We start from the raw sequence: 21,671 nt of genomic DNA, 5'->3' as shown, positions 1-21,671 counted from the left end.
GCCCTCTCATCCGCTCTGTGTAATCAAATACATATAAGCATCTTCAAGCGAAGGGGGCACGGGCTTTATGCCGGAAGGAAGCTTATCTCCGACAATTCTGTACTGGGATCCGATTTCTGTTATAAGCCTTGAAGTCACTATGAAACCCTTTTCAATATCCGGACCAGCTTCACAGTCCGAGTCGAGCACACCTACATGCCCTGCAGCTTTTTTTATCAGTTCTACAGGATTTCCGTCAAAGAGGATTTCACCCCTGTTCAGGATAATCAGCCGGTTGCAAATCGATTCCACATCTTCAATAATATGAGTTGAGAGAAGTACAAGCCTGTGATTTGCATTTTCGGTCAGAAGGTTTCGGAACTTTACTCGCTCGGCCGGGTCAAGGCCCACAGTAGGCTCATCAACGATAAGAAGTTCGGGATCGTTCAAAAGAGCCTGGGCAATCCCAACCCTCTGTTTCTGTCCTCCTGAGAGAGTTTTTATTCTTGCATTTTGTTTTTCGGAAAGCCCGGTTTTGTCGATGCAACTTTCAATCCGCTCTTTTTTTCCTGAAGTCAGACCTTTTAAAAGCGCCATATAATTCAGGAACTGGTATACGGTCAGTTCTTCATAAAGGCCAAATTCCTGGGGAAGGTACCCAAGACGGTTCTTAAGGTAGTTCTCATTTTTGCCTATATCCACTCCGTCAATTTTTATTGCCCCGGTAGACGCAAGGAGCTGGAGGACAAGGATTTTCATAAAAGTAGTCTTTCCTGCCCCGTTTGGTCCAATTAATCCAACAATGGAAGGAGGTCGAAAATCGAGATTGATTCCTGAAAGCACGGATTTCTCCGGTCCGTATGCCTTTGACAGATTTTTAATTTCAATTTTCATTATTTATTCACCGTTTCCCCGAATCAGATAAGTGAACTACTCAAACACCGACAAAAATGAAAGAGAAAATAATGGAGGACAGTCTTTTCTCAGATTATAAATAAATGGCGATAAAAAATCATATTCAGTAAAAAAATCAAAAGCACCTGACAATCAATTGCAACTCTAATTTTGCTATCCTATTCCACATTGTTTATTTCTCTTTCACCTCTTCCTCTTCCGGATTCCGGAGACAAGGAACGCAATGCCAGCTAGAAGAGCTAAAGGCACGAAGAAAAAGAAGACCAGAATAGCCAGAAACCCAAGTAAACTCCAGGCACAGGTATAAGGGTCAAGAACTTTAAGCGAGAGCAAAAGAACTCCTGCTAAAACTATCAGCCAAGAGCCAAGGACAAGAGACCTGTTATCGCTCTTTCTCAGAAGTACTGCCAGCAGGAGAAGCATCACAGCAAGAGCAATAGGAGGGAGATAAAGAGTAGCAGAATTTTCGAGCCCCCGGGTAAAGAGCAAACCTTCTTTCCCATGCTCGAAGGCATACAATACCCCCTCGGTTGAAACCAGGTATAGTTTGTCTTTGTAGAGGGTTGTATCCGAGACAGCCGTGCCTTTTATTCTACTGCTGCTCCATACAGGTTCTCCTGCGATGGAATCAAAAATATTTATTTTGTATCCATCTGTGGAATATACATATTTCTCAGTAATCACGGATGACGAAACCGGAAATTGTGAATAGGGGAGTTCTTTCAAAATGTCTCCGTTACTTGCATTTAACAGGACAGAGTTGCCGGAATTAACGAGCATTTCGCCATCTTTTACTTCAACAATATCAGCCCATTCACCAACGTTTGTTTTCCAGACGATCTTACCCGACTCAGCGGATAAAGCAAGAATAGTCCCCTCATCCTCAATATAGATAAGGTCTTTGTAAATGAAGGGATCGTAGGAGTACGTGCCTAAATTTGGGTACCTCCATATCTCTTTTCCCGTTTTTGCATCGAGGGCAACCAAACCCACTTCGACTACAGGCTCCTCAATTTCCGGTTCTGGTTCAGCAGGATCTATCGCGATTGGTTCTGTATAGATGGAATGTGAAGCATAATATCTGGATACAAGGATATTTCCATTCACCAGAGGATTTGACATCCGATAATAGGTACTCCCCCCAGTTTCAAATGAAGTAATGTTGAATTCATATCTCCATTTCAAAGTACCGTTTTCAGCATAAATGGCAGTTACATACCTGTCCTCAGGCGTGCTGAAAAACAATATATCTCCAAAAATAACGGGAGTACTCCACCATACGTCTGAATACTCCTTACTCCAGAACAGTTCACCGGTTTTTGCGTCCAGTGCATCAATATTTGAAGAGTGCACAGCAAACAGAACCCCGTCCTTATACACCAGTCTGGCACTCCATTCCTTATCCCATAACGGTTCCCCTGTTTCTGCATCCACAGCTATAAGGCCTTCTTCATACTCTCCGCTAAGGAGGAGAATTCCGTCCTTAACAAGTGTTTCCACAATTGGTTTCTCGCACACATATTTCCAGGGCAGCCTGTAAGTCCAGGCAACTTTCAAAGGCGGGTTAAGGGTTATGGGGTCTGCTTCACTCAGATGGAGCGTAAGGTCGTAAAACTCAAAGTCGTCGTAATTACTGCCTTCCGTGCTATTCCCGGAGCTGATTCTGATGTTATTGTTTCCGGGATTGAAAAATGCAGGATGTACAGGAATTGTGATGTTTACTACCTCGGAATCCGAAGTATTTTCCGGGATATAGTCGTTAAGGATTCCTATTTCTAGTCCGTTGAGATACACCTTATCTAAAAATTCGTCTGTTGGCCCGGGAACAACACTTTTGACTGTCAATGTGAGTTCCGCATCTCTTATATCCATTGAATCCAGAGTGAAAGTCGCCGTATAAGACAGCCCATCAGGTTCAGCCGGAGTTAAGTCTTCTTTAAAACCATCCCCAAGGTGGTGGTGTTCAATATCAAAAATAATCTCGGTTGCTGAAGCAGCTGAGACAGAAGCAAATAAAAAAGTAAACAAAAATAGTGTAATACATAGCAATTTTTTCATCACGGCTTCCCTCAAATTAATTCCGTTTCCCCCAGCATATTAAGAAACACGAGTTTTCTTGCTTCCTGTACAGGAATAAGGTAGCCATCGACCTCGTCTATTTTAGGATTTGCAGGGTCTACCCCGTATTTTTCGAGATAGGCTTCCCTTGCCTCCTCCATTATTTTTGACATTTCCTGTTCGCTCATTACCACATCATAATCTACGCCTTCTTTCGAGCCCTCCGGAGGTTCGCCTGTCTCGGTGACCAGAACGCTGGAGTTACTTTTAAAAACCGTGCCTTCAAGATAATTTGGAAGTTCTCCCCTGGCAAATTTGAGGTCATTTTCAGTAATATCGTATTTTTCATATAGCTCCTCCAGTTCCTCGTCCGTATAACTCAGATGGCCGGTAAGAACCAGATCAGCAGCTGCCTCAACCTGGTTTTCGTAAAATGTTCCGAGAATTCCTAGAATAAATAAGAAAAATACGATTACTGCTACCCATGTTTTATTCATGAAAGCCTCTCCGATGGTCAATGTCGAATACAAGAAATCAAGTACATTACAAAATAGAAAAGAAATTTTAAATCATATAATGTTTCTGTAAAAAAATCAAATTTTTCAAAATTATAAAATAATTTAGTGAAATAAAATTTAAATTTTCTATTTAGTTAGATAGTATGGAGAGAAAAAGACAAATAGACCCTATATTCAAAAATTGATGAAGTAGAGGGTTAAAGTATGCAAAAGGGAAAAGAAAAATGGGAAGCGAATAGCAGAAGAAAACAGGTAAGAATATGAAACATGGAACAGCTGCGCTGGTCTTAGTGTTCTTCCTGGTAATTGTCTTCTTTATACCGACTGAGGATACACAAGAAGCTGCAGGTAGCGGAAGAGAAGAAGAGGCTGGTGAAAGAACTGCCAGTACACCCTGGTTTAATGAAGGCGATCCCTGGTTTGTTGAAGGTGACGAATTAAACCGGATGAGCGGTGAAGAACTCCGTGCCCTTGCCGAACAGAACGAGACGGTAAGGAAAATGCTCGAAGAAGACCAGAAGCTTGATCCCGTCCGGATCGAAAGTCTTGAGGACCTGGAACACCCTCCGGAAAACTATCCAGAAGAATTAAAAAGACAGATGATTGAAGATTATCTTGCGAGACAGAATATCTCGGAAGAAACAGCAAACAATTCTGATAATATCTCGGAGTCAACAATGAATGAAGAAAACGACTCAACAACAGGTAAAAACGAATCAATGTAAAAAACCATGTATTCAGATTAGAGAAAAAAATCAGGCCAGAAAATCCGGCCTGAAATGGAGATAAAATACTTATAAGGTTACAGACTGGGACCTGCTCTCTTTTCCACCAATCTTCCGTACATGTTTGCAAAGAATATTGAACTTGTGAAGGACGCTGCAGGTATACCTACAAGTACAATTGAGAGGACCAGAAATACAATAATAAGAGCGTACTGTTTCAGTAAAGTAATGATATATTCTCCAAGGTTATCCCTGAGGATGCTCAGTATGCCAAACTCAAAGAAAGATTCAATGGTCTGTTTCCTATAAAAGTTTACAACAAGCATTGGGATCACAAAGAACCCTAACATCAAGTTGATAAGACTCCCCAGAGTTTCGCTGACATACATTGCAGCAGACAATAGAATAAAGTACACGATATAGAAAGGAAGTGATTTCAGGAGAATCATGAACCCGAGTTTCATGTCTTCCATAAAATCGAGTTTTATAAGTCCTTCATATCTGCCCTCAATAAATTCATTAACAAGCCTTGCAGTATAGCCAAAAAGTGCAAGCCAGCCTATAATCGGCACGAATAACAATAGTATATAGAGAAGCCTTTGCGGTATTTTGAATGGATATTTCAAAGCCTCAGAAAAACTTATGGTTTCTATAATAATCACCAGATATATCCCTATTTTCCATGTATATAAAACTTTGTAAAAATAAATTTAGAGATATACATAAAGATTAATATATAAATTTACACAGATAATCAAGCCATTAAATGGAAAAAACAGTTGATCAACAATCTGACAGGGCGTGAAATAAGAACTCTGAAACGCGGGATATTACAAAATGAAAATACTGCCATCGAAAAAATCCAAATAGTAAACAAGAATAAAAATGAAATAAAGTATTTTGCTAAATGGAGGTTAACACTTTAATGGCTGTTTGTAAGCAGTCTGAATGTTATTTTTGAAATGAAAAGCTTTCAGGCAAGGGTTTTTTTCTAACCTCTCCGCATTTTCCTTAGAATTTAATGAAAGAAAATCTACTCCGGTTATTTTTTCTCTTTATCTTTTTCGAGCATTTTCTTTGCCTGCTTGTCCCCGGAGGAAGCTTTCTTCTGCAATTTATCCATTTCTTTTCGTGCTTTGGAAGTAGAGATCTGTTCCATGTCTTTCTTAACCATTGCCATATAACAAACCTTCACGAGATTGCTTAAGCAACCTCATTGTAATGTTTCTGCAGCCCAAACTTTACAATATATTGCTGCAAGTAGAAATCATAAGTGTCAAAAATATTTAACAGTTTTGTTTAGGGAAAAACCAGAGAAGAAGAAAATTGAAGAAGAAAATTGAAGAAGAAAATGAAGAAGAGAATGAAGAAGGGATCCAAAAACAAATGAAGGAGAGAAGAAACATAAGAAAAGTGCTCAGCGATGTTGTGACCTCAAAAAAGTCAAAAAAGCCGGAATTAAAAGTTTTTAAAATTGAACAGGAACTGAGAAGAAATGTCCGGGACCGGGTGTTATCAACCCCGGACCCTCTCACGAATGTAAGACAAAAAGGAGAAAAGTATCAAAGGTTATTTTTTCTTCATTTCCTTTGCAAGTTTCTTCTTTGCGTCCTTGCTGCCTGCGGAAGCCAGTTTTTCCAGCTCCTGCATCTTTTCTTTCTTAGCACTCTTTTTCTTATCCATATCTTTTTTAGACATTGCCATGTTGCATACCTTCGTAGAATTTAATGAAATCAAGAATATCCGTGCAGATACCACTTCAATACAGTACCTCAACAGATATCAGATTAATCCCTTACTTTCATTTTTTAAAACTATTTATCATTTTCCCGCAAGAGAAATCCTCAGCTCCCGTATGAATGATATAAGGAGCTTAAAAATCGATTTTTCAGAGATTTCAGTTAAAAAATTTCAGTTAGGGAATCTCAGTTAGGAAATCGAAAAAACAGAAAAAAAGAGAATAGAGAGCAAATTCTCTCTAATCACGCAGATAGGGTTCATTGTTCCCTTATGTTACTGGCCTTCCCTTTCCTTCCTGTATTTGCACATTGCCCTGACAAGGCCTCCGAACGGGGGAGACGGCCTGCCCGGTCTTGACCTGAATTCGGGGTGGAACTGAGAGGCAAAGAAGAAACGCTTGCCGGGAATCTCGGCGATCTCCATCCTGTTTTTGTTTTTACCGGAAAAGACTATGCCAAAGGATTCAAGCCTGTCCACAAACTCGGGGTTCACCTCATACCTGTGGCGGTGGCGCTCGACAATGTAATTGGTGCCGTAGAGCTTTGTAGCAAGGGAACCCTCTTTGAGGATGGCATCGTAGTCTCCAAGGCGCATTGTGCCGCCCATATCCGCAATTCCGGTCTGCTCCGGGAGGATGTCAATGACCGGGTAAGGAGTGTCTTCATCAAACTCCGTACTGTTTGCATTCTCCAGATTTACAACGTTCCGGGCAAATTCGATAACAGCAAGCTGCATACCCAGGCAGATCCCCAGGAATGGGACATTATTTTCCCTGGCAAATTTGATTGCAAGCATCTTGCCTTCAGTCCCGCGCCCTCCAAAACCTCCGGGAATCAGGATGCCGTCAAACTGTCTGAGCTTCTCAATCTCTGCAGGGTTTTCTTCAAGAGTTTCAGCCTCAACCATGTTGACTTCAACCTTGCACCCATTATCAATTCCGCCGTGCTTGACAGCCTCAAGGATACTGAGGTAAGAGTCTTCCAGGTTTGTATATTTGCCTACAATTGCCAGTCTGACTTCATCGGTTGTGGACTTCATCCTTGCAACCATTTCCCTCCATCCATTGTCCTCGACGCTGGACTCCAGTTTCAGGTGCTTCATGAGCCTGGTGGTCAGTCCTTGCTCCTCGATCTCAAGAGGCACTTCATAAATATCAGCGGCATCATGAGCGCTGATAACCAGTTCCTGAGGCACATCACAGAATAAGGCGATTTTTTCTTTGGCGCTTTCCTGAAGAGGAGTCTTTGACCTCGTAACTATCACTTCAGGGCTCAGACCCAGTGCCCGGAGTTCTTTTACTGAGTGCTGAGAAGGCTTGGTTTTCTGCTCGCCCTGAAGATCTTCCATTACAAGGGTAACGTGAATAAAGACAATATTTTCGGAAGGTTCTTCCCTGTGCATCTGGCGGACAGCTTCAAGGAAAGGCATGCTCTCGATGTCTCCGACAGTCCCTCCAATCTCGATAAGGCAGATATCAGCCCCGCTTCGAGCTGCAACCTTTCTTATTCTATTCTTGATCTCATTTGTTATATGGGGAATGATCTGAACGGTCTTTCCGAGGTAGTCCCCTCTCCTCTCCTTGGCGATCACTTCCTGGTAAACTTTGCCTGTGGTGAGGTTGTGGTCTCGGGTAAGTTCCGTGTCAAGGAACCTCTCGTAGTTTCCGAGGTCCAGGTCAACTTCGCCCCCATCCCTTAGCACAAAAACTTCCCCGTGCTGGTAGGGGCTCATGGTGCCTGCATCAATATTGATGTAAGGGTCGATCTTGATAGCCGTAACTTTATAACCTTTATTTTTAAGGTTCCTGCCGATGGACGCGATGGTGATGCCTTTCCCAAGCCCGCTCATCACCCCACCGGTAACTACGATATATTTCATGGGTAAGCTTCCTCGATAATTTTTCTAATAAGGGTTTTAGACCAAAAGATTCCTGTAACTTTAGACTAAAAAACAATCAAATGTAATATATACAAATTCTTTACTTCAATGCTTGCGTACGAACACAATACCAATATCTTCATGATATAAAAAATACTCTCTAATTCCCTGAAAGAACAATCTCAAATAGTAAACGAAAACCAGAGACAGCTTGCAAAAAAGCTGAAAAAAGAACCGGAAAAACTCGAATCTGGAAAACTGAATTAAGAATTAAAACAGGAAAGAAATTCAGATAAGCGAGCTTATCCGAAAATCCCGGCTAATTAAGAATTTTACTTTCCTGGAAGTCTGATTCTGGTCAAATATATTCCATTCGGCCTGCAAAATAAGATATAAACCCGGTTTCCCGAACTTTCTCAACCCTCTTCCATGATTCTCAGCAGGATGTAAGTAGTACAGGTTACAAACAGGATTGAAAATAAAAGGGCCTGAAAAAAACTAACACTGAACTGGAGTCCTGCTGGCAGAACGAAGTAAAGGAAGAATAAGGACACGAGCAGCAAAAAACCTCCGAAAGCCAGCGCAAGCGGAAGCCTTTCGTTATGCCCCATGCCTCTTTGAGTCCTTTTTCCCTGGGAAGAAGGAAAACCCCCTTTAAAACCCCTCAGGACGGATGATGAAATCCCGCCAGAGCCACCTCCTGTCCTCGGACGTGAGGCTTTTTTTACAGGTTCTGACACGGAAGGCCTTGAGGGTATAAATTCTTCCGTATCTTCTTCCCATTTCTTAGGCTCATCCTTTGAAGGTTCCTGTGGCTTTGCCTCGACCTTTCCGAGCTGGACCGGAAACCCTTTCCTTTTCGAGCCGTACCCTGCAGTGATGAAGATCTGACCTTTTGTAAGTACCCTGCCTTCCTGCGGTATTCTTGCAACTGCGGAAACGTATTCCTTCTGGAGGACATAGGGGTTGTCCCGCAAAAAAGTGATCTGACCTTTTAGTTCTTCACTAACGGAAAGGTGGATATGGGTTGGAGACCCGTGGTTTGTAACAAGGATTTCGAAAGTCTCCTCTCCACCGGGATAGAGAGGGATCTCAATGCTTTCTTTTTCAAACTCGATGGAGTTTATTTCCTGCCGGTTGATAATAACATTCTGGAATATCTGCTCCAAGTTCAACCCTCACATCAGTTCCTGAGGTCCGGAGGAAGCAAATTCGGAATCCCCTCATCTATGGGATAATGCTCTTTACAGACAGGGCAGTAGAGGGTTCCGGATATGACCTCTTCTTCATTTTCTTCAACAACGTTCAAAATCAGGTCGCCCTTACATACAGGGCAGGCCAGGATATCCATAAGATCTTTTTTCACAAAAATTCACCAACAAAGCCACTTTTGCGATAGGGGAGACAGAATTTAACATTTCGCAGGAGTGTTTTAAGGCTCCGTACCATAATGTCCTGCTTCTTATTTTTCCATGTACTGCTTCTTATTTCTTCAGCCTCAGATATAAGAACCTGATAATGCTATTTACAGTTAATTCTCGTATATTCGCCAGGGTTTTGTTTACTGATACTTTTTGAAGATCCCATAGTCTTTGAAGATCCCATAGTCTTTGAAGATCCCATAGTCTTTGAAGATCTCGTATTCTTTTGAAGATTCCATAGTCTTTGAAGATTCCATAGTCTTTGAAGATCTCGTATTCTTTTGAAGACCTCTTCTTCCATATCCTGATATTCGACTTTATGAGATCCTTATCTCCAGGCACCAATATATTCCTGACGATTCCTGTTCACTGAATATTTATGTATTCCATTGACTTCTCTTATCTGTATCCTTTGATCTACGTCATTCCGGATATTTAACATATTCAGTTAATCTTTCTTCAATTCATCTTCCTATTTTAATGTGATCTATGTACTTACAGATAACCTATTATTTTACGGACTACTTATTATTTGAGTTTTTAACATTTCAAGCTGAGAAAACAACTTTAAATAGATATTAACAAATTGCTTTTTTTTAAAAAGGTTTATAAAATAATAACATTTGATAATCATAAATAATTTTTATCCAAACTGAACAAGTTGAGCTTCGGGAACAGGATAAGATTAGCTCAATTTATTTAAGGATCACGAGTTTCGGAAAAACCCTCTGATTCAGGAAGTGGAACCTGAATTCCGGATATTAGTAAAAAACATAGTAAAAGTGTGGGAAAAGAAATGAAACAGACAGCATTTGAGAAAAGCATCGATTCTGCCAGCCGGACGATGCTCCAGAAAGCAGAAAACGAAGGTATAGAAACTGCCTGGGACCGGTATGAACAACAACTTCCCCAGTGCAGTTTCGGGCAACTCGGAGTCTGCTGCCGGAACTGTAACATGGGCCCCTGCAGGATAGACCCCTTCGGAGAAGGAACCGAGAAGGGGATATGCGGAGCTACTGCAGACATCATAGTTGCAAGAAACCTCCTGAGAATGATTGCCGCAGGCGCAGCAGCTCATTCCGACCATGCAAGGGATGCAGTATTAACCTTCAAAAAAATGAGCGAAGGGGAAGCCGGAAGCTACAGGATAAAAGACGAAGCAAAATTGTTCGCCCTTGCCTCGGAGTATGGGATTTCCGCAGAAGGAAAGAGCCGGGAAGAAGTGGCAGTCGGACTTGCCAGTGCGATGCTCCAGGAGTTCGGAAAACAGAACGGACCAATTTTATGTACGAAACGGGCGCCGGGGTCAAGGCTCAAGCTCTGGTCGGAACTCGGGATCGAGCCAAGGGGAATCGACCGGGAAATTGTAGAATGTATGCACAGGACTCACATGGGTGTGGACAATAATGCAACTCATATCCTGCTGCAGGGCCTGCGTACAGGGCTTTCGGACGGCTGGGGAGGCTCCATGATTGCAACCGATGTCCAGGATATACTCTTCGGGACCCCGGAACCGAAGAAGAGCACCGTGAACCTTGGAGTGCTCGCTCTTGATAAGGTAAACATAATTGTCCACGGGCATGAGCCAATTCTTTCGGAAATGATTGTTGAAGCTGCGGAAGACCCCGGACTTCTTGAACTTGCGCAGGAGAAAGGGGCAGCAGGTATCAATGTTGCCGGGATTTGCTGTACAGGAAATGAAAACCTGATGCGTCACGGAACCCCCATAGCGGGCACTTTCCTCCAGCAGGAACTCGCAGTAATTACAGGGGCTGTGGAAGCTATGGTCGTGGATGTCCAGTGCATTATGCCGTCTCTTGGAAATCTTACCGGCTGCTACCATACAAAATTCATATCCACATCTTCAAAAGCCGATTTCCCCGGAACCGTGAGAATGGAATTTCATGAAGAGGAAGCTTATGAAACCGCAAAAGAGATCGTAAAGGCAGCCGTAGAAAATTTCCCGAACCGGAATCGTGAAAAGGTAAGTATCCCGGAAGAAAAGCAGGATTGCATGGTCGGGTTCAGTGCCGAAGCTATCCTCAAAGCCCTTGGAGGAAGCCCTGACCCTCTCATTGAGGCGATTGCCGGAGGGGCGGTGAAGGGGATCGGAGCGGTTGTTGGATGCAATAACGTAAAGATCCAGCACAATTACGGGCATGTGAACCTTGTAAAGGAACTGATTAAAAATAATGTGCTGGTAGTCACCACCGGATGCAATGCGATTGCCTGTGCCGAAGCCGGGCTTCTTGTGCCGGAAGCTGCCGTGCTGGCAGGAGACGGGCTTAAAGGTGTCTGCGAAGCCCTTGGCATTCCGCCTGTCCTTCATATGGGTTCCTGTGTTGATATCAGCCGCATCCTGGTGCTTGCCTCGGCAATTGCAAACCGCCTGGGTGTGGATATAAGCGCCCTTCCCGCTGCAGGGGCAGCCCCGGAATGGATGAGTGAAAAAGCAGTAAGTATAGGAACTTACGTTGTTTCCTCCGGAGTGTTTACCGTACTTGGTACAATCCCACCTGTCCTTGGCAGCCAGGCAGTTACGGCTCTCCTGACAAAAGGCCTGGACGGCGTTATCGGAGCAAGTTTTGCCGTTGAACCTGACCCCTTCAAAGCTGCAGACCTGATGCTTGAGCATATTGAAGGAAAAAGAAAGGCACTGGGCTTGAAATAAAGGAGGCTTTTCATATGAAAGACGTGATAATCCGGCCCGAACGCTGCATGAGCTGCCATTCCTGCGAAGTTGCCTGTGCTGTTGCACATTCAAAGAGCAAAACCCTCTTTTCGGCAGTCGGAGAAGACCCCGTTCCAAGAAAACGCATCTCTGTTGAGTACCTTCCTGCCCTTGGAGCTTCCATGCCGATCACCTGCCGCCACTGCAAGGATGCGCCCTGTGTTTCGGTTTGCCCCACAAAAGCCCTTTCCCAGGACACAGATACAGGCACGGTAATCCGCAACCTTGAACGCTGTGTTGACTGCTGGACCTGTTCGACTGTTTGCACCCGTTTTTCTTCTCTGTACCGGTTAATACTTGCTACAGGATGCTGGAACTCTTCCATGCTCTGCAATCACAAAATAATCGATAGTCGGACAGAAAACGGGATCGCGATAAAATGCGATCTCTGCGAGGGGAGAGAACTCCCTGCCTGCGTGGAAGCCTGCCCCACCCATGCCCTTGTGTTTGCGGAAATAGAAGGGCGTTAAAGAATAAATGCAGCGAGAATCCTCTGAAACCTGCAACTGAATCAAAACTTCACTTGCAGACCCCGCTGCGGGCAAAGGGGATTTTTCACACCATAATTAAATTCCGCAAAATGAGACAGAGACTGGACACTGGTTGTAATTTTGAGGTTAAATAGCTGGTGCGTTCCTCCCACAGCTAATTGTTATATTATTCCAGAGCTGCCGAGCTTGCTTATTCTGGCCTCTCTTCTTCACCGCTTAGGGCTGGGACCAGCCTTCCGTGATAAAAAAATAACCTGAAAACAGTGCCGTAATTAAGAGATAAAATATTGAAGAACTGCCTCCCGGTTCAGGAGAATATTTTTCCTGAACTCTGCAACCCTTTATTTCAATTCTCAGGCAAACAGAAGCACTTCCGCCAGCGACAGCTTTCCTGGCATTCAATCTTCCTGAGCGTAGCTCACTGTTATAACCCGTAAATTAAGCCACTTGAGAAAACCCGATCAACAACTCTAACTCATAAATTATTCCGTTTGAGCGCAGCGAGAACCCGTTAATAGTTCTCTTTGCCTCTCCCAGGCTGATACTATATAAAGGATTATTGCCCTATTAACATAAAGAACTTGAAAAGAAAAAAGGGAGTAAGGCATGAATAGCAATATCTACAGGAAAATAATGGTTGCAACTGACGGTTCGGAACCCGTCAAAAAAGCGGTTGATACGGCGATTGAGATCTCAAGGCTGGGCGGGGCAAAGCTTTATGCAGTATACGTGATGGCATCCGGAGGGCTTTCTCTAACCCATCCGAGAGAAGTTGGATGGGATAAAGCAATGAAAGAGCACATGACTACCGAAGGAAAGGAAGCGACAGCTTATGTAGAAACCGCGGGAAAAGCTACGAATGTTGAGGTCGAACCCGTTATCCTTGAAGGGAACCCGGCGCATGAAATCGTCGAGTTTGCAGAAGAAAACGATATAGACCTGATCGTGATGGGAACACACGGCAGGACAGGAGTCCAGAGGTTTTTACTGGGAAGCGTGGCCCAGAATGTAGTGAGGCATTCCGGAAAAGCCGTACTCGTCGTAAGAGGGGCTGAAGCCGAATAATACTGAATGCAGTGAAAATACTGAGTGCAGTACCAGACGTAAAGTACCAGCCATAAATGCAGAAATAAAGAAAAGGCCCGATACAGACAAAGGTAAAAGACCAGATACATACAAGGTAAAACGCTGTGTGCAAATGCTGAATGTTAAAAACATTAACTTTAAAAACGGGGAGTTTTCAGGGCAGGAGTCCCGAACTTTTTCGGGATAGATTGATTTACCTGCCCGACCCAAATAAGCTTCAATGATAGAACTTTTCCTCAGTGTACTGGATTTTGCGCTCCCGATACTTGTAATGATTTTTGTGGGGCTTATAGGCACCAGCGTGCTTGTGGAACTGGGCCTGATGCAGAAGTTTTCAAAACTTGTAAGTCCTATTTTTGCCTATACGAACCTGCCAGAAACCTGTGCTTCAGCCTTCGTTGTGGCAATAGGATCTGCGGTTGCCGCAAACAGTATGCTTTTTCAGGCAAAAAAGGAAAACTGCCTTAACGACAGGGAAACCGTGCTCTGTTCAATGATGAACGCAACCCCTGCATACTTTCGTGAACTCTTCACCTACCAGATCCCCATAGTTCTGCCTGCGCTCGGACTCGTGGTAGGAGGATTTTACTCTCTTGTATTCGTAGTCACTGCAGTGTTCAAGATTCTGGTAATTGCTGTTGCAAGCAAGATTTTTCTTAAAGGGGACTCCTGCAAGGCTCCCGAGACCAGGAGCACGGAAAAAGTGTCTCTGAAGACCGCTTTAAAACGGGCATTTAAAAAAGAGTTCAGGGTCTTTCTGAAGATTGCAGGAGTTTATCTTATAGCAACCACTATCATCTTTTTCCTTCAGGAGCAGGGGGCATTCGAAATATTCAGTGTGCTTCCCCTTGCCGAGCTTTTTAAAATCCCCCCGGAGACAATTGTTCCTCTGACAAGTTACGTTGCAAGCCCCATACTCGGGATTTCACTTCTAGGGCCCATGATCCATTCGGGAGAGATTACAAATGTGCAGGCAATGATCGTGCTTATGCTAGGTAGCATGTTCATGCTCCCCATCTTTGCCGTCCGCAGCCAGCTCCCAAGAAAAGTAGCTATTTTCGGGACACGCCTTGGAGTCCAGATTGTTGCGTATTCTACGGCAATAAGCATATTTGTAAGGCTTGTAGTTTTGTTAGTACTGCTTGGCATGGCTTCCTGAACCCGAATCTTTTAAATTTCTACCGGCATGTCTTGTAGACTCCTACTGACATGCTTTTTGGTTTTTTTCACTTTTTGGCTTTTTGCTTGCAATTTTTGGCCCTTCTTTTTATCCCGAGATCGGAGTGATTTCCAGGACAAAAAATAGGGGAAATCTGAAACTAGGGGAAATCTGAAACCTGCCGCTTTCCAGAATGGCATGAGTTCTCAAAACAGTAGAAGCCCTGAGAATAGAAGGTGAGAAAAGAAAAGGTAGAGAATAATACAGGGTGTACAAAATATACAGTATACAAACTATACAAGTTATCTGAAAAAACAACAAAAACAACAAAAACTTTCCCACACAGTAAATATTCCCGACAGCGGGAAAGTATTTCCCGAAAAAGCCTTTTTCATAGGTTAATGTTTAAAAAAATACGAGAAGAAAACTTCAAAGGAAAGATAAATAGACAAAACTGAACTAAATTTTACTTGTATAAACTTTCAAAAAATATAATGAGCAATTTAGTGAACGGGGATTTCTGGAGGAGGTTAAAATATGTTGGATTTGATTATGATCAATAATATTTGATTTTGAGCTTTACCCGTTCACTAAACTCTTCTGACGATTAAGCTATATATAAACGTTTTGGTGCATAAAAAGGGCAACACCCTTTTGTGCAAGAAAAGGAAAAAAAATACTGAACTTAAAGAGTTTTTATCCGGAAATGGCAAGTTAATAGAACAATTAGCGCATAAAACACCGGAAGGAGATTTCCGCTCAAAGAATAAAAAGCCAGGAATAGGGACAAAAAGGGTAAAAATATCTGCCAAAGATATGTAAATCAACTGTATTTCAGTTCCAATACCGGAAGAGAGTATAAATTGCTCAGAAATATATGAAAAAACAGCATATAATAATTGGCAGGACATAACGTGGAGCAGGGATGCACTTACATGCAAGCGTAAACTTACATACAGATGTGGGTTTACATGCATATTACATGCATATTTACACCGATAAGGGGAACCGTACCGGATAAGCTTCAGAAAACGGAGCTGATCCAGGGGTGAGAGAAAAAGAACCAACAGGAGAATAAACGAGAGGGTAAGGTATGAGAGAAAGAACATATAAAAAAATAATGGTTGCGACCGATGGTTCGGTCCTTGTCAAAAAAGCTGTTGATACGGCGATTGAAATTTCAAGGCTTAGCAAAGCCAAACTTTATGCTGTATATGTGTTGGTCCCGATGACCCATTCCGTCAGGGGCTTTGGCTGGGAACAGGCTGCAATAGACCATTTCAGAAGGGAAGGGGAGACAGCTACATTTTTCGTGAAAGAGGCTGCTGAAGCTGCCGGAGTGGAAGTGGAACCCGTACTGCTGGAAGGACACCCCGCAGATAAAATAATAGAATTTGCGGAACAGAACGAAATTGAAATGATCGTTATGGGTACACTGGGGAAAACCGGACTTGACAGGTTCCTTCTCGGGAGCGTAGCTGAAAACGTTGTGAGGCATTCAAAAATACCTGTACTCGTGGTAAGAGGCGAAGTCCCGGAGGAATGAAACTAAAGCCGGTAGACAAAAAGCGGAAATGCAAACCTCAGGTTACTATTTACATTTTTTGAAAAAAGAAAATTGACCTCAGGAGCTTATCAAAGGAAATATTCTCAACAACAGAGCCCTTGAGGTCAAAAACCTAGCTGCGATGACTTTAGAGATTAACGCTTACCTCGGTGACTTTTGAGGTTAACGCTTACCTCGGTGACTTTTGAGGTTAACGCTTACCTCGGTGACTTTAGAGATTAACATTACCCTATTACACTCATGCCGGAAACCCGGATTGAAGGCGTGATTATGCCTCCGACTTTCCTGACGTCAAAGCCTGCGCCTGTAATGTTCTTCATGAGTTCGAAAGCGTTGCCCGAAATCATGAGAGATTTTATGGGTTTATCCAGGGCTCCGTCCTTGATTGTGAAGGCGTTTCTGGCTTCTACGGAGAAATCCCCGGAGATTGAGTTTGCAGTATGGGCACCGATAATCGTATTTACGAAAACCCCTGAGGTAGTATTTGCAATAATGTCTTCCTGAGGGTAGTCGATAACGAAGTTCCTGAGCCCTACCGAAGGAGGGCTTGTATAGGAGGACCTTGAGCCGTTACCTGTGCTTTTCACACCTGCTTTGCCTGCAGTATAGCTGTCATAGAGATAGGTTTCAAGCACACCGTTTTTAATGACCGTGGTATGCTGGGAAGGAACACCTTCATCATCCGAAGCCGCAGTCTCTATGCCTGCTTCAACCAGCCCGTCATCGTAAATGCAAAGTTCAGGGACAGCAATTTCTCCCCCTACCTTGTCTATCAGGCCTGACCTTCCTTTTTGCACGTTGTCAGCATCGATCGAAGGAGCAAGGGCTTCTTCGAGAATGTCGGAGAAGGCAAACGGATGGAAGACGACGTCAGTTTTCTGCGGCTCGATTTTTATTCCGCCTCTGGATTTCAGGGCAAGGTCGGAAGCATTCTTTCCGAGAGAAAAAAAGTCAATGTCAAGGGAGCGAGAAACAGCGAAGTCGTAGGCTGTTGAGGTATCTCCATTTACGGTGATTACATCGACAAAACCTGATACTGTTGTTGATTCCTCTTCAATTTCTATCCCGTTTGTATTCAGGATTAAACGCCTGCTCCTTGAACGGGTAAAGCCTCCAGAAGTAGGGAGCGTACCAGGCATCTCTTTTGTCCCGTCAACGAGTTCTACGGCATAGCCAATGCACTCTTCAAGTTCAAGAGCCTCGACTTTTTTGTCAAAGATACCTGAGACCCCAGGATACTTCCCGTTAGAGGGAAGAGCTACCCAATCCGGATCATTTTCCCGGACCCGGGCTTCCGCGACCGCAATCTTTACGGCATTTTCGAGTTCTCGGGCAGAGTTGGTGCTGGCAAAACCCACCGCACCGTTTACAATAGCACGGATTCCCAGTCCTTCCGAGAAACGGTCTTTAGCGTTCTCAAGGGAATCCTTTTTGAAATTGATACCCGTGGAGTGGTTTGCAGCGTAATAAATTTCAGCTTCTTCAGCCCCTGCTTCTTCTGTTAGTTTCAGGGCTTTTTTTGCAAGCTCGTACACTTCAGGCACCTCCTACAAGGGCTTTTGAGATTGCAATATGAGGAGAACCATCGGATACGGGGACAAGCTGTCCGGCTTTTCCGCATCTTCCGGCAGTCATTTTCAGGTCATTGCCCACATGGGTTACATGGTTAAGGATCTCAAGGGTTTTGCCTGAGAGAGAGACATCCCTTACGAGCCCGGTAAGCTCTCCGTTCCTTATAAGGTACCCTTTTTCGGCATTGAACTGGAAGATGCCTTCTCCGGTATTTACCTGCCCGCCTCTTGACCCCACAAGATACATGCCGTCCCTGACTTCTTCCAGCATCTCTTCAAATTTTGAATCCCCGTTGTCAATGAAGGTATTGCTCATCCTGACAACAGGCATGGAATAGCCCTGAGCCCTGCAGTTTCCTGGGGTACCCCCCAGTTTGGCTGCGGTTTCCCTGGAGTGGAGATAGGAATTAAAAATTCCGTCCCTGATAATCTCGGTCCTTTTTGATTCGGAACCTTCGGCATCAAAGGGATAATACCCGAACTCGTGAAGAGTAGGGTCATCGATAATCGTAACAAGCGGGGATGCAATCTGTTCTCCTATCCTGTTTTCAAGAATGGAATCCCCTTCAAGCACAAGGTCGGCTTCCGAAGCATGGCCTACAGCTTCATGGGCAAAGACTCCCGCAAGTTCCTGGTCAAGCACTACAGGCATTTCTCCGCCTTTAGGAGTCTTAGCTTTCAAGAGTTCAATTGCGGTCTTTCCTGCTTTTCCGGCAAGCTCGAGGACGTTTTCTTTCTTAAAAAGCTCATAACCATATCCGAAACGGCTTTCTCTACCTGCCTGGTAGACGCCGTTTTCCGAAGCAACCGCAGAAACTGCAAAACCGACATTCAAAAGTTCATATTCACATTCCAGCCCTTCGGAACTCCGGTACTGGACTTTAAATTCGGACTCGAGATACATTACCTTGGTACTGTGAACGCCTGCAAGCTTTGCATGTTCTTCAATACTTTTCAAAAGGTCTACTTTTTCTTCAATTGCAACGTCTCTCGGGTCGATCCTGATTTCAGGAAGGTCTTTTACATCGGGAGAACTTATGGCTGCAAGTTCGACTTCTTCTTTAGGGGTGCTCGCATTCATAGAAAAAGCAAGTTTTGAGGCAGCTTCGACCCCGCGTTTGAGGTCTATATCCCCTTCAACAGCCGTATAGCCCCAGGAACCCCCGCAGAGGGCTCGTACTCCGGCCCCCTTTGTGAAGTTTCTGGATATTTCTTCGATCTTTCCGTTATCCAGAATGACAGAAGTGGAACTGCCTTCTATCACCCTGCAGTCATAAAATTTAATGTCCTGCATAATACTATTCATGATCAGTTCCTGCACCCGAAGATATTCATAGCCTGTACGGAAGCGGGTGATACTTCCGGGATATCGAAACTTAGTTTTGTAATATTTTTGAGTTTTTCGATAATTGTGTTCTTCCTGGGGCCCACAAGGCTGTGTTCCATCACTTCCGCAATAGAGGAAACAGGAATAATCTGGATCTTTTCCCTGTATGCCCTTTCAACAAGAACATCTGCCTCATTGGCTTTTGGTATAATGACTTTCTTCATGCCGGCCTGGGCTGCAGCCTCTATCTTGTAGGTGACCCCGCCAACAGGCAGGACGTCTCCCCTGACAGAAAGCGAACCAGTCATTGCAACAGTCTGGTCCACAGGGATCCTTTCAATAGCAGATATTACGGCAGTTGCTATGGAAACCGATGCACTGTCTCCTTCTACGCCTTCATATGTCCCTACGAACTGGATGTGGACATCGTGACGGGAAATGTCCGTGCCGGTCATGTTTTTGATCACTGCGGATACATTCTGCACTGCTTCTTTTGCAATGGTTTTGAGTTTACCGGTTGCAATAATTCGCCCTTCGGCTCCCGAGAGGGAGGGTGTAACTTCGGAGACAATGGGGAGCACGATTCCCGAATCTCCACCCATAACTGCAAGCCCGTTGACTCTGCCCACGGCGGAGCCTTTCCTCAGGAAGGACTCGTATTCCTTGCGCTGTTCGAGGTAGCTGTCTGCAAGCTGCTGTTCGATGGACCTTGCGATTCTCTTTGCCGCAAGCACATGCTCGGCAGTTGTGACCGGAGCCCCTTCGGAGTGGGCGATATCTCCTGCCACACGCACAAGCCCGCCAAGGTCGCGGAGCTTCAGGGTAAGGTGGCCTTTCCTGCCTGCACGCCTTCTGGCTTCCCTGATTACTTCTTCCACTGCCCCTTCGTCAAAGTGAGGGATATGCCCGTCCCTGACAACTTCCTGGGCAACGAAGCGGACCAGTTTCTTCCGGTTGTCGGGAGTGTCTTCCATGGAATCTCTCATGTAGACCTCGTACCCGTAACCTTTTATTCTTGACCTGAGCGCAGGGTGCATTTTCTGCACGGCGTCCAGGTTCCCTGCAGAGACCATGATAAAGTCGCAGGGCACAGGCTCGGTCTTGACAAGAGCTCCCGAGCTTCTCTCGGACTGCCCGGTAATCGGGTACTCCTTTTCCTGAAGCGCAGTCAGAAGGCTCTGCTGGGACTCAAGCTTCAGAGTATTGATTTCGTCAATGAAAAGCACACCCTTGTGGGCTTTGTGGATGTCTCCGGCTTCTACCCTGTCGTGGGCGGGAGTCTCAAGCCCTCCGGACTGGAATGGGTCATGCCTGACATCCCCAAGCAGAGCTCCTGCGTGAGCTCCGGTTGCATCGATATATGGAGCGTGCTCTTTGTCGTAATTCGAAACCGCCATTTTCGGGATCATCATTTCCTCTTTGGGAAGGAACTGGCGGGTTAACATGAGAATCATAATGCCTGCAATGATACCCCAGAGCAGCTGGGCGACAAAGTAAGAATAGATGATAATACCCACAACAAAGAGCATCATAAGCATGTTCCTGGCCTGGGCTTTCTTTCTTGCCTCCATCTTGTGAGCCATGACAATTTCTCTACCCTTCCCGGCGGGAACCTCCCGTATCTTGGGATTGTTGAGGTCCTCCAGATTAGGATATACAAGGATATCCTTGAGCTCTTCTTTAGGAAGAAGTTCTGCCATTGCCTTTGCAAGCAGGGACTTTCCTGTACCTGGCGTCCCTATCATCATGATGTGCCGTCTCTGACTGGCGGCCTTCTTTACGACTTCCACTGCATGTTCCTGTCCCAGTACCTGGTCGATAAGAAGTTTTGGGACCTCAATGTTCGAAGTGTCTTCAAACCGGAAGCCGATGTCCATATCTTCATCTATTTCTTCACTTAACTCAGACTCGGCCGTGACCTGAGCAGATTCATGAGCAGACTCATCCGCAGATTCATGAGCAGATTCATGAGCAGATTCATCCTTCGTCTGGTCGGCCGCAGACGGATCTACTTCCGGAACAGCCTCCTCCATTGCTTCATGGGCTTGCCTGTCCATATTCTCTGAAGACCCGTCTATGTTCTGACTATTATTATACACCATGGTTAGCTCACATATTCGAACGTTATTTGATAGACGTTATCTGATCGAGATTATATACTTGACGCTTTTGAAAAAATAACAAACTTAATGGTAGAATAATGGGCAAAAACGGCTGCTACAATAACAATCTCCTGCAGACTCCTGACGTTACTGTAACCCCATCCATACTTCGGCTAATTATATAGACTTGCGGTATATAAAATTAACCTACCACTATATATACAGTATATAGAAACCTTTTGTTATAACTATTTGCTGGCAGCATTAGAGTCGAAAACTTGATCAGAAAATCAATTACAAAATTAACCTGCAAGAGGTTTTTAGAGATTTTTTACATACCTATGCCACATCTCCTATATATAATTAAACATCGTCTTTAAAGAAATTTGTGTTGAAGAAATCA

Annotated in this window: 19 protein-coding genes; 7 read left to right on the top strand and 12 right to left on the bottom strand. The window is 44.3% G+C overall.

All coding sequences use genetic code 11. The features are described from left to right. Positions 1–6 precede the first annotated feature (6 nt). The 3 genes from ACSAZL_RS05495 to ACSAZL_RS05485 form a co-directional block, all read right to left on the bottom strand. Positions 7–873 carry an ABC transporter ATP-binding protein gene (locus ACSAZL_RS05495; RefSeq protein ID WP_440947707.1) on the bottom strand — a complete coding sequence of 289 codons (867 nt, stop codon included), beginning with the start codon at positions 871–873 and terminating at the stop codon, positions 7–9. Positions 874–1,077: 204 nt separating this feature from the next. Then, positions 1,078–2,952 carry an outer membrane protein assembly factor BamB family protein gene (locus ACSAZL_RS05490; RefSeq protein WP_440947706.1) on the bottom strand — a complete coding sequence of 625 codons (1,875 nt, stop codon included), beginning with the start codon at positions 2,950–2,952 and terminating at the stop codon, positions 1,078–1,080. Positions 2,953–2,963: 11 nt separating this feature from the next. After that, entirely contained in the window at positions 2,964–3,449 is a 486-nt protein-coding gene (locus ACSAZL_RS05485; RefSeq protein WP_440947705.1) for a hypothetical protein, read from the bottom strand. Between the two features lie 281 nt (positions 3,450–3,730). Between ACSAZL_RS05485 and ACSAZL_RS05480 the strand changes: the two genes are divergently transcribed. Continuing rightward, positions 3,731–4,195: a hypothetical protein gene (locus ACSAZL_RS05480; RefSeq protein WP_440947704.1), complete on the top strand. Its 465-nt coding sequence runs from the start codon at positions 3,731–3,733 to the stop codon at positions 4,193–4,195. Positions 4,196–4,272: 77 nt separating this feature from the next. Here the strand turns inward: ACSAZL_RS05480 and ACSAZL_RS05475 are convergent, their stop codons facing one another. The 6 genes from ACSAZL_RS05475 to ACSAZL_RS05450 form a co-directional block, all read right to left on the bottom strand. After that, positions 4,273–4,767 (bottom strand): DUF4013 domain-containing protein, encoded by a 495-nt coding sequence (locus tag ACSAZL_RS05475; RefSeq protein WP_440947703.1) that lies wholly within the window; start codon positions 4,765–4,767, stop codon positions 4,273–4,275. Between the two features lie 470 nt (positions 4,768–5,237). Then, positions 5,238–5,375 carry a hypothetical protein gene (locus ACSAZL_RS05470; protein ID WP_440947702.1) on the bottom strand — a complete coding sequence of 46 codons (138 nt, stop codon included), beginning with the start codon at positions 5,373–5,375 and terminating at the stop codon, positions 5,238–5,240. Positions 5,376–5,764: 389 nt separating this feature from the next. Next, positions 5,765–5,899, bottom strand: coding sequence for a hypothetical protein (locus ACSAZL_RS05465; RefSeq protein WP_440947701.1), 135 nt, complete (start codon positions 5,897–5,899; stop codon positions 5,765–5,767). Between the two features lie 309 nt (positions 5,900–6,208). Next, positions 6,209–7,813 carry a glutamine hydrolyzing CTP synthase gene (gene pyrG, locus ACSAZL_RS05460; protein ID WP_440947700.1) on the bottom strand — a complete coding sequence of 535 codons (1,605 nt, stop codon included), beginning with the start codon at positions 7,811–7,813 and terminating at the stop codon, positions 6,209–6,211. 416 nt (positions 7,814–8,229) lie between these two features. After that, positions 8,230–8,982, bottom strand: coding sequence for a DUF7524 family protein (locus tag ACSAZL_RS05455; RefSeq protein ID WP_440947699.1), 753 nt, complete (start codon positions 8,980–8,982; stop codon positions 8,230–8,232). 14 nt (positions 8,983–8,996) lie between these two features. Next, positions 8,997–9,179, bottom strand: a complete 183-nt coding sequence (locus tag ACSAZL_RS05450; RefSeq protein WP_292391131.1) for a methytransferase partner Trm112 — start codon at positions 9,177–9,179, stop codon at positions 8,997–8,999. An 851-nt stretch (positions 9,180–10,030) separates the two neighbouring features. Here ACSAZL_RS05450 and cooS point away from each other — a divergent pair. The 6 genes from cooS to ACSAZL_RS05420 all read left to right on the top strand — a co-directional run bounded on the left by cooS (position 10,031) and on the right by ACSAZL_RS05420 (position 16,247). After that, the gene (gene cooS, locus ACSAZL_RS05445; protein ID WP_440947698.1) at positions 10,031–11,905 is read left to right on the top strand and encodes an anaerobic carbon-monoxide dehydrogenase catalytic subunit; all 1,875 of its coding nucleotides are present in this window, start codon (positions 10,031–10,033) and stop codon (positions 11,903–11,905) included. Between the two features lie 14 nt (positions 11,906–11,919). Further along, entirely contained in the window at positions 11,920–12,435 is a 516-nt protein-coding gene (locus ACSAZL_RS05440; protein ID WP_440947697.1) for a 4Fe-4S dicluster domain-containing protein, read from the top strand. A gap of 627 nt (positions 12,436–13,062) precedes the next feature. After that, entirely contained in the window at positions 13,063–13,521 is a 459-nt protein-coding gene (locus ACSAZL_RS05435; protein ID WP_440947696.1) for a universal stress protein, read from the top strand. 241 nt (positions 13,522–13,762) lie between these two features. Continuing rightward, positions 13,763–14,701, top strand: coding sequence for a nucleoside recognition domain-containing protein (locus ACSAZL_RS05430; protein ID WP_440947695.1), 939 nt, complete (start codon positions 13,763–13,765; stop codon positions 14,699–14,701). A gap of 627 nt (positions 14,702–15,328) precedes the next feature. Continuing rightward, on the top strand, positions 15,329–15,523 hold the full coding sequence (locus tag ACSAZL_RS05425; RefSeq protein ID WP_440947694.1) for a hypothetical protein: 195 nt from the start codon (positions 15,329–15,331) through the stop codon (positions 15,521–15,523). Positions 15,524–15,794: 271 nt separating this feature from the next. Continuing rightward, a complete protein-coding gene (locus ACSAZL_RS05420; RefSeq protein WP_440947693.1) occupies positions 15,795–16,247 on the top strand; it encodes a universal stress protein in 453 nt (150 codons plus the stop codon). 245 nt (positions 16,248–16,492) lie between these two features. Here the strand turns inward: ACSAZL_RS05420 and ACSAZL_RS05415 are convergent, their stop codons facing one another. The 3 genes from ACSAZL_RS05415 to lonB are packed head-to-tail and all read right to left on the bottom strand — an operon-like array spanning position 16,493 to position 21,268. After that, the gene (locus ACSAZL_RS05415) at positions 16,493–17,803 is read right to left on the bottom strand and encodes a TldD/PmbA family protein (RefSeq protein WP_440947692.1); all 1,311 of its coding nucleotides are present in this window, start codon (positions 17,801–17,803) and stop codon (positions 16,493–16,495) included. A gap of 1 nt (position 17,804) precedes the next feature. Further along, a complete protein-coding gene (locus ACSAZL_RS05410) occupies positions 17,805–19,145 on the bottom strand; it encodes a TldD/PmbA family protein (protein WP_440947691.1) in 1,341 nt (446 codons plus the stop codon). 2 nt (positions 19,146–19,147) lie between these two features. Beyond that, positions 19,148–21,268 carry an ATP-dependent protease LonB gene (gene lonB / locus ACSAZL_RS05405; protein WP_440947690.1) on the bottom strand — a complete coding sequence of 707 codons (2,121 nt, stop codon included), beginning with the start codon at positions 21,266–21,268 and terminating at the stop codon, positions 19,148–19,150. Between the last annotated feature and the right edge of the window lie 403 nt (positions 21,269–21,671).

The organism is Methanosarcina mangrovi (assembly GCF_052057765.1).
In the GTDB taxonomy this organism is placed as follows: domain Archaea; phylum Halobacteriota; class Methanosarcinia; order Methanosarcinales; family Methanosarcinaceae; genus Methanosarcina.
This window is presented reverse-complemented; position numbering and strand designations above follow the sequence as displayed.

What these genes read in the sequence shown, in the direction of transcription:
- ACSAZL_RS05495 (WP_440947707.1), bottom strand. Translation starts at nt 873, where the DNA reads ATGAAAATTGAAATTAAAAATCTGTCAAAGGCATACGGACCGGAGAAA.
- ACSAZL_RS05490 (WP_440947706.1), bottom strand. Translation starts at nt 2,952, where the DNA reads ATGAAAAAATTGCTATGTATTACACTATTTTTGTTTACTTTTTTATTT.
- ACSAZL_RS05485 (WP_440947705.1), bottom strand. Translation starts at nt 3,449, where the DNA reads ATGAATAAAACATGGGTAGCAGTAATCGTATTTTTCTTATTTATTCTA.
- ACSAZL_RS05480 (WP_440947704.1), top strand. Translation starts at nt 3,731, where the DNA reads ATGAAACATGGAACAGCTGCGCTGGTCTTAGTGTTCTTCCTGGTAATT.
- ACSAZL_RS05470 (WP_440947702.1), bottom strand. Translation starts at nt 5,375, where the DNA reads ATGGCAATGGTTAAGAAAGACATGGAACAGATCTCTACTTCCAAAGCA.
- ACSAZL_RS05465 (WP_440947701.1), bottom strand. Translation starts at nt 5,899, where the DNA reads ATGGCAATGTCTAAAAAAGATATGGATAAGAAAAAGAGTGCTAAGAAA.
- pyrG (WP_440947700.1), bottom strand. Translation starts at nt 7,813, where the DNA reads ATGAAATATATCGTAGTTACCGGTGGGGTGATGAGCGGGCTTGGGAAA.
- cooS (WP_440947698.1), top strand. Translation starts at nt 10,031, where the DNA reads ATGAAACAGACAGCATTTGAGAAAAGCATCGATTCTGCCAGCCGGACG.
- ACSAZL_RS05440 (WP_440947697.1), top strand. Translation starts at nt 11,920, where the DNA reads ATGAAAGACGTGATAATCCGGCCCGAACGCTGCATGAGCTGCCATTCC.
- ACSAZL_RS05435 (WP_440947696.1), top strand. Translation starts at nt 13,063, where the DNA reads ATGAATAGCAATATCTACAGGAAAATAATGGTTGCAACTGACGGTTCG.
- ACSAZL_RS05430 (WP_440947695.1), top strand. Translation starts at nt 13,763, where the DNA reads ATGATAGAACTTTTCCTCAGTGTACTGGATTTTGCGCTCCCGATACTT.
- ACSAZL_RS05420 (WP_440947693.1), top strand. Translation starts at nt 15,795, where the DNA reads ATGAGAGAAAGAACATATAAAAAAATAATGGTTGCGACCGATGGTTCG.
- ACSAZL_RS05410 (WP_440947691.1), bottom strand. Translation starts at nt 19,145, where the DNA reads ATGAATAGTATTATGCAGGACATTAAATTTTATGACTGCAGGGTGATA.
- lonB (WP_440947690.1), bottom strand. Translation starts at nt 21,268, where the DNA reads ATGGTGTATAATAATAGTCAGAACATAGACGGGTCTTCAGAGAATATG.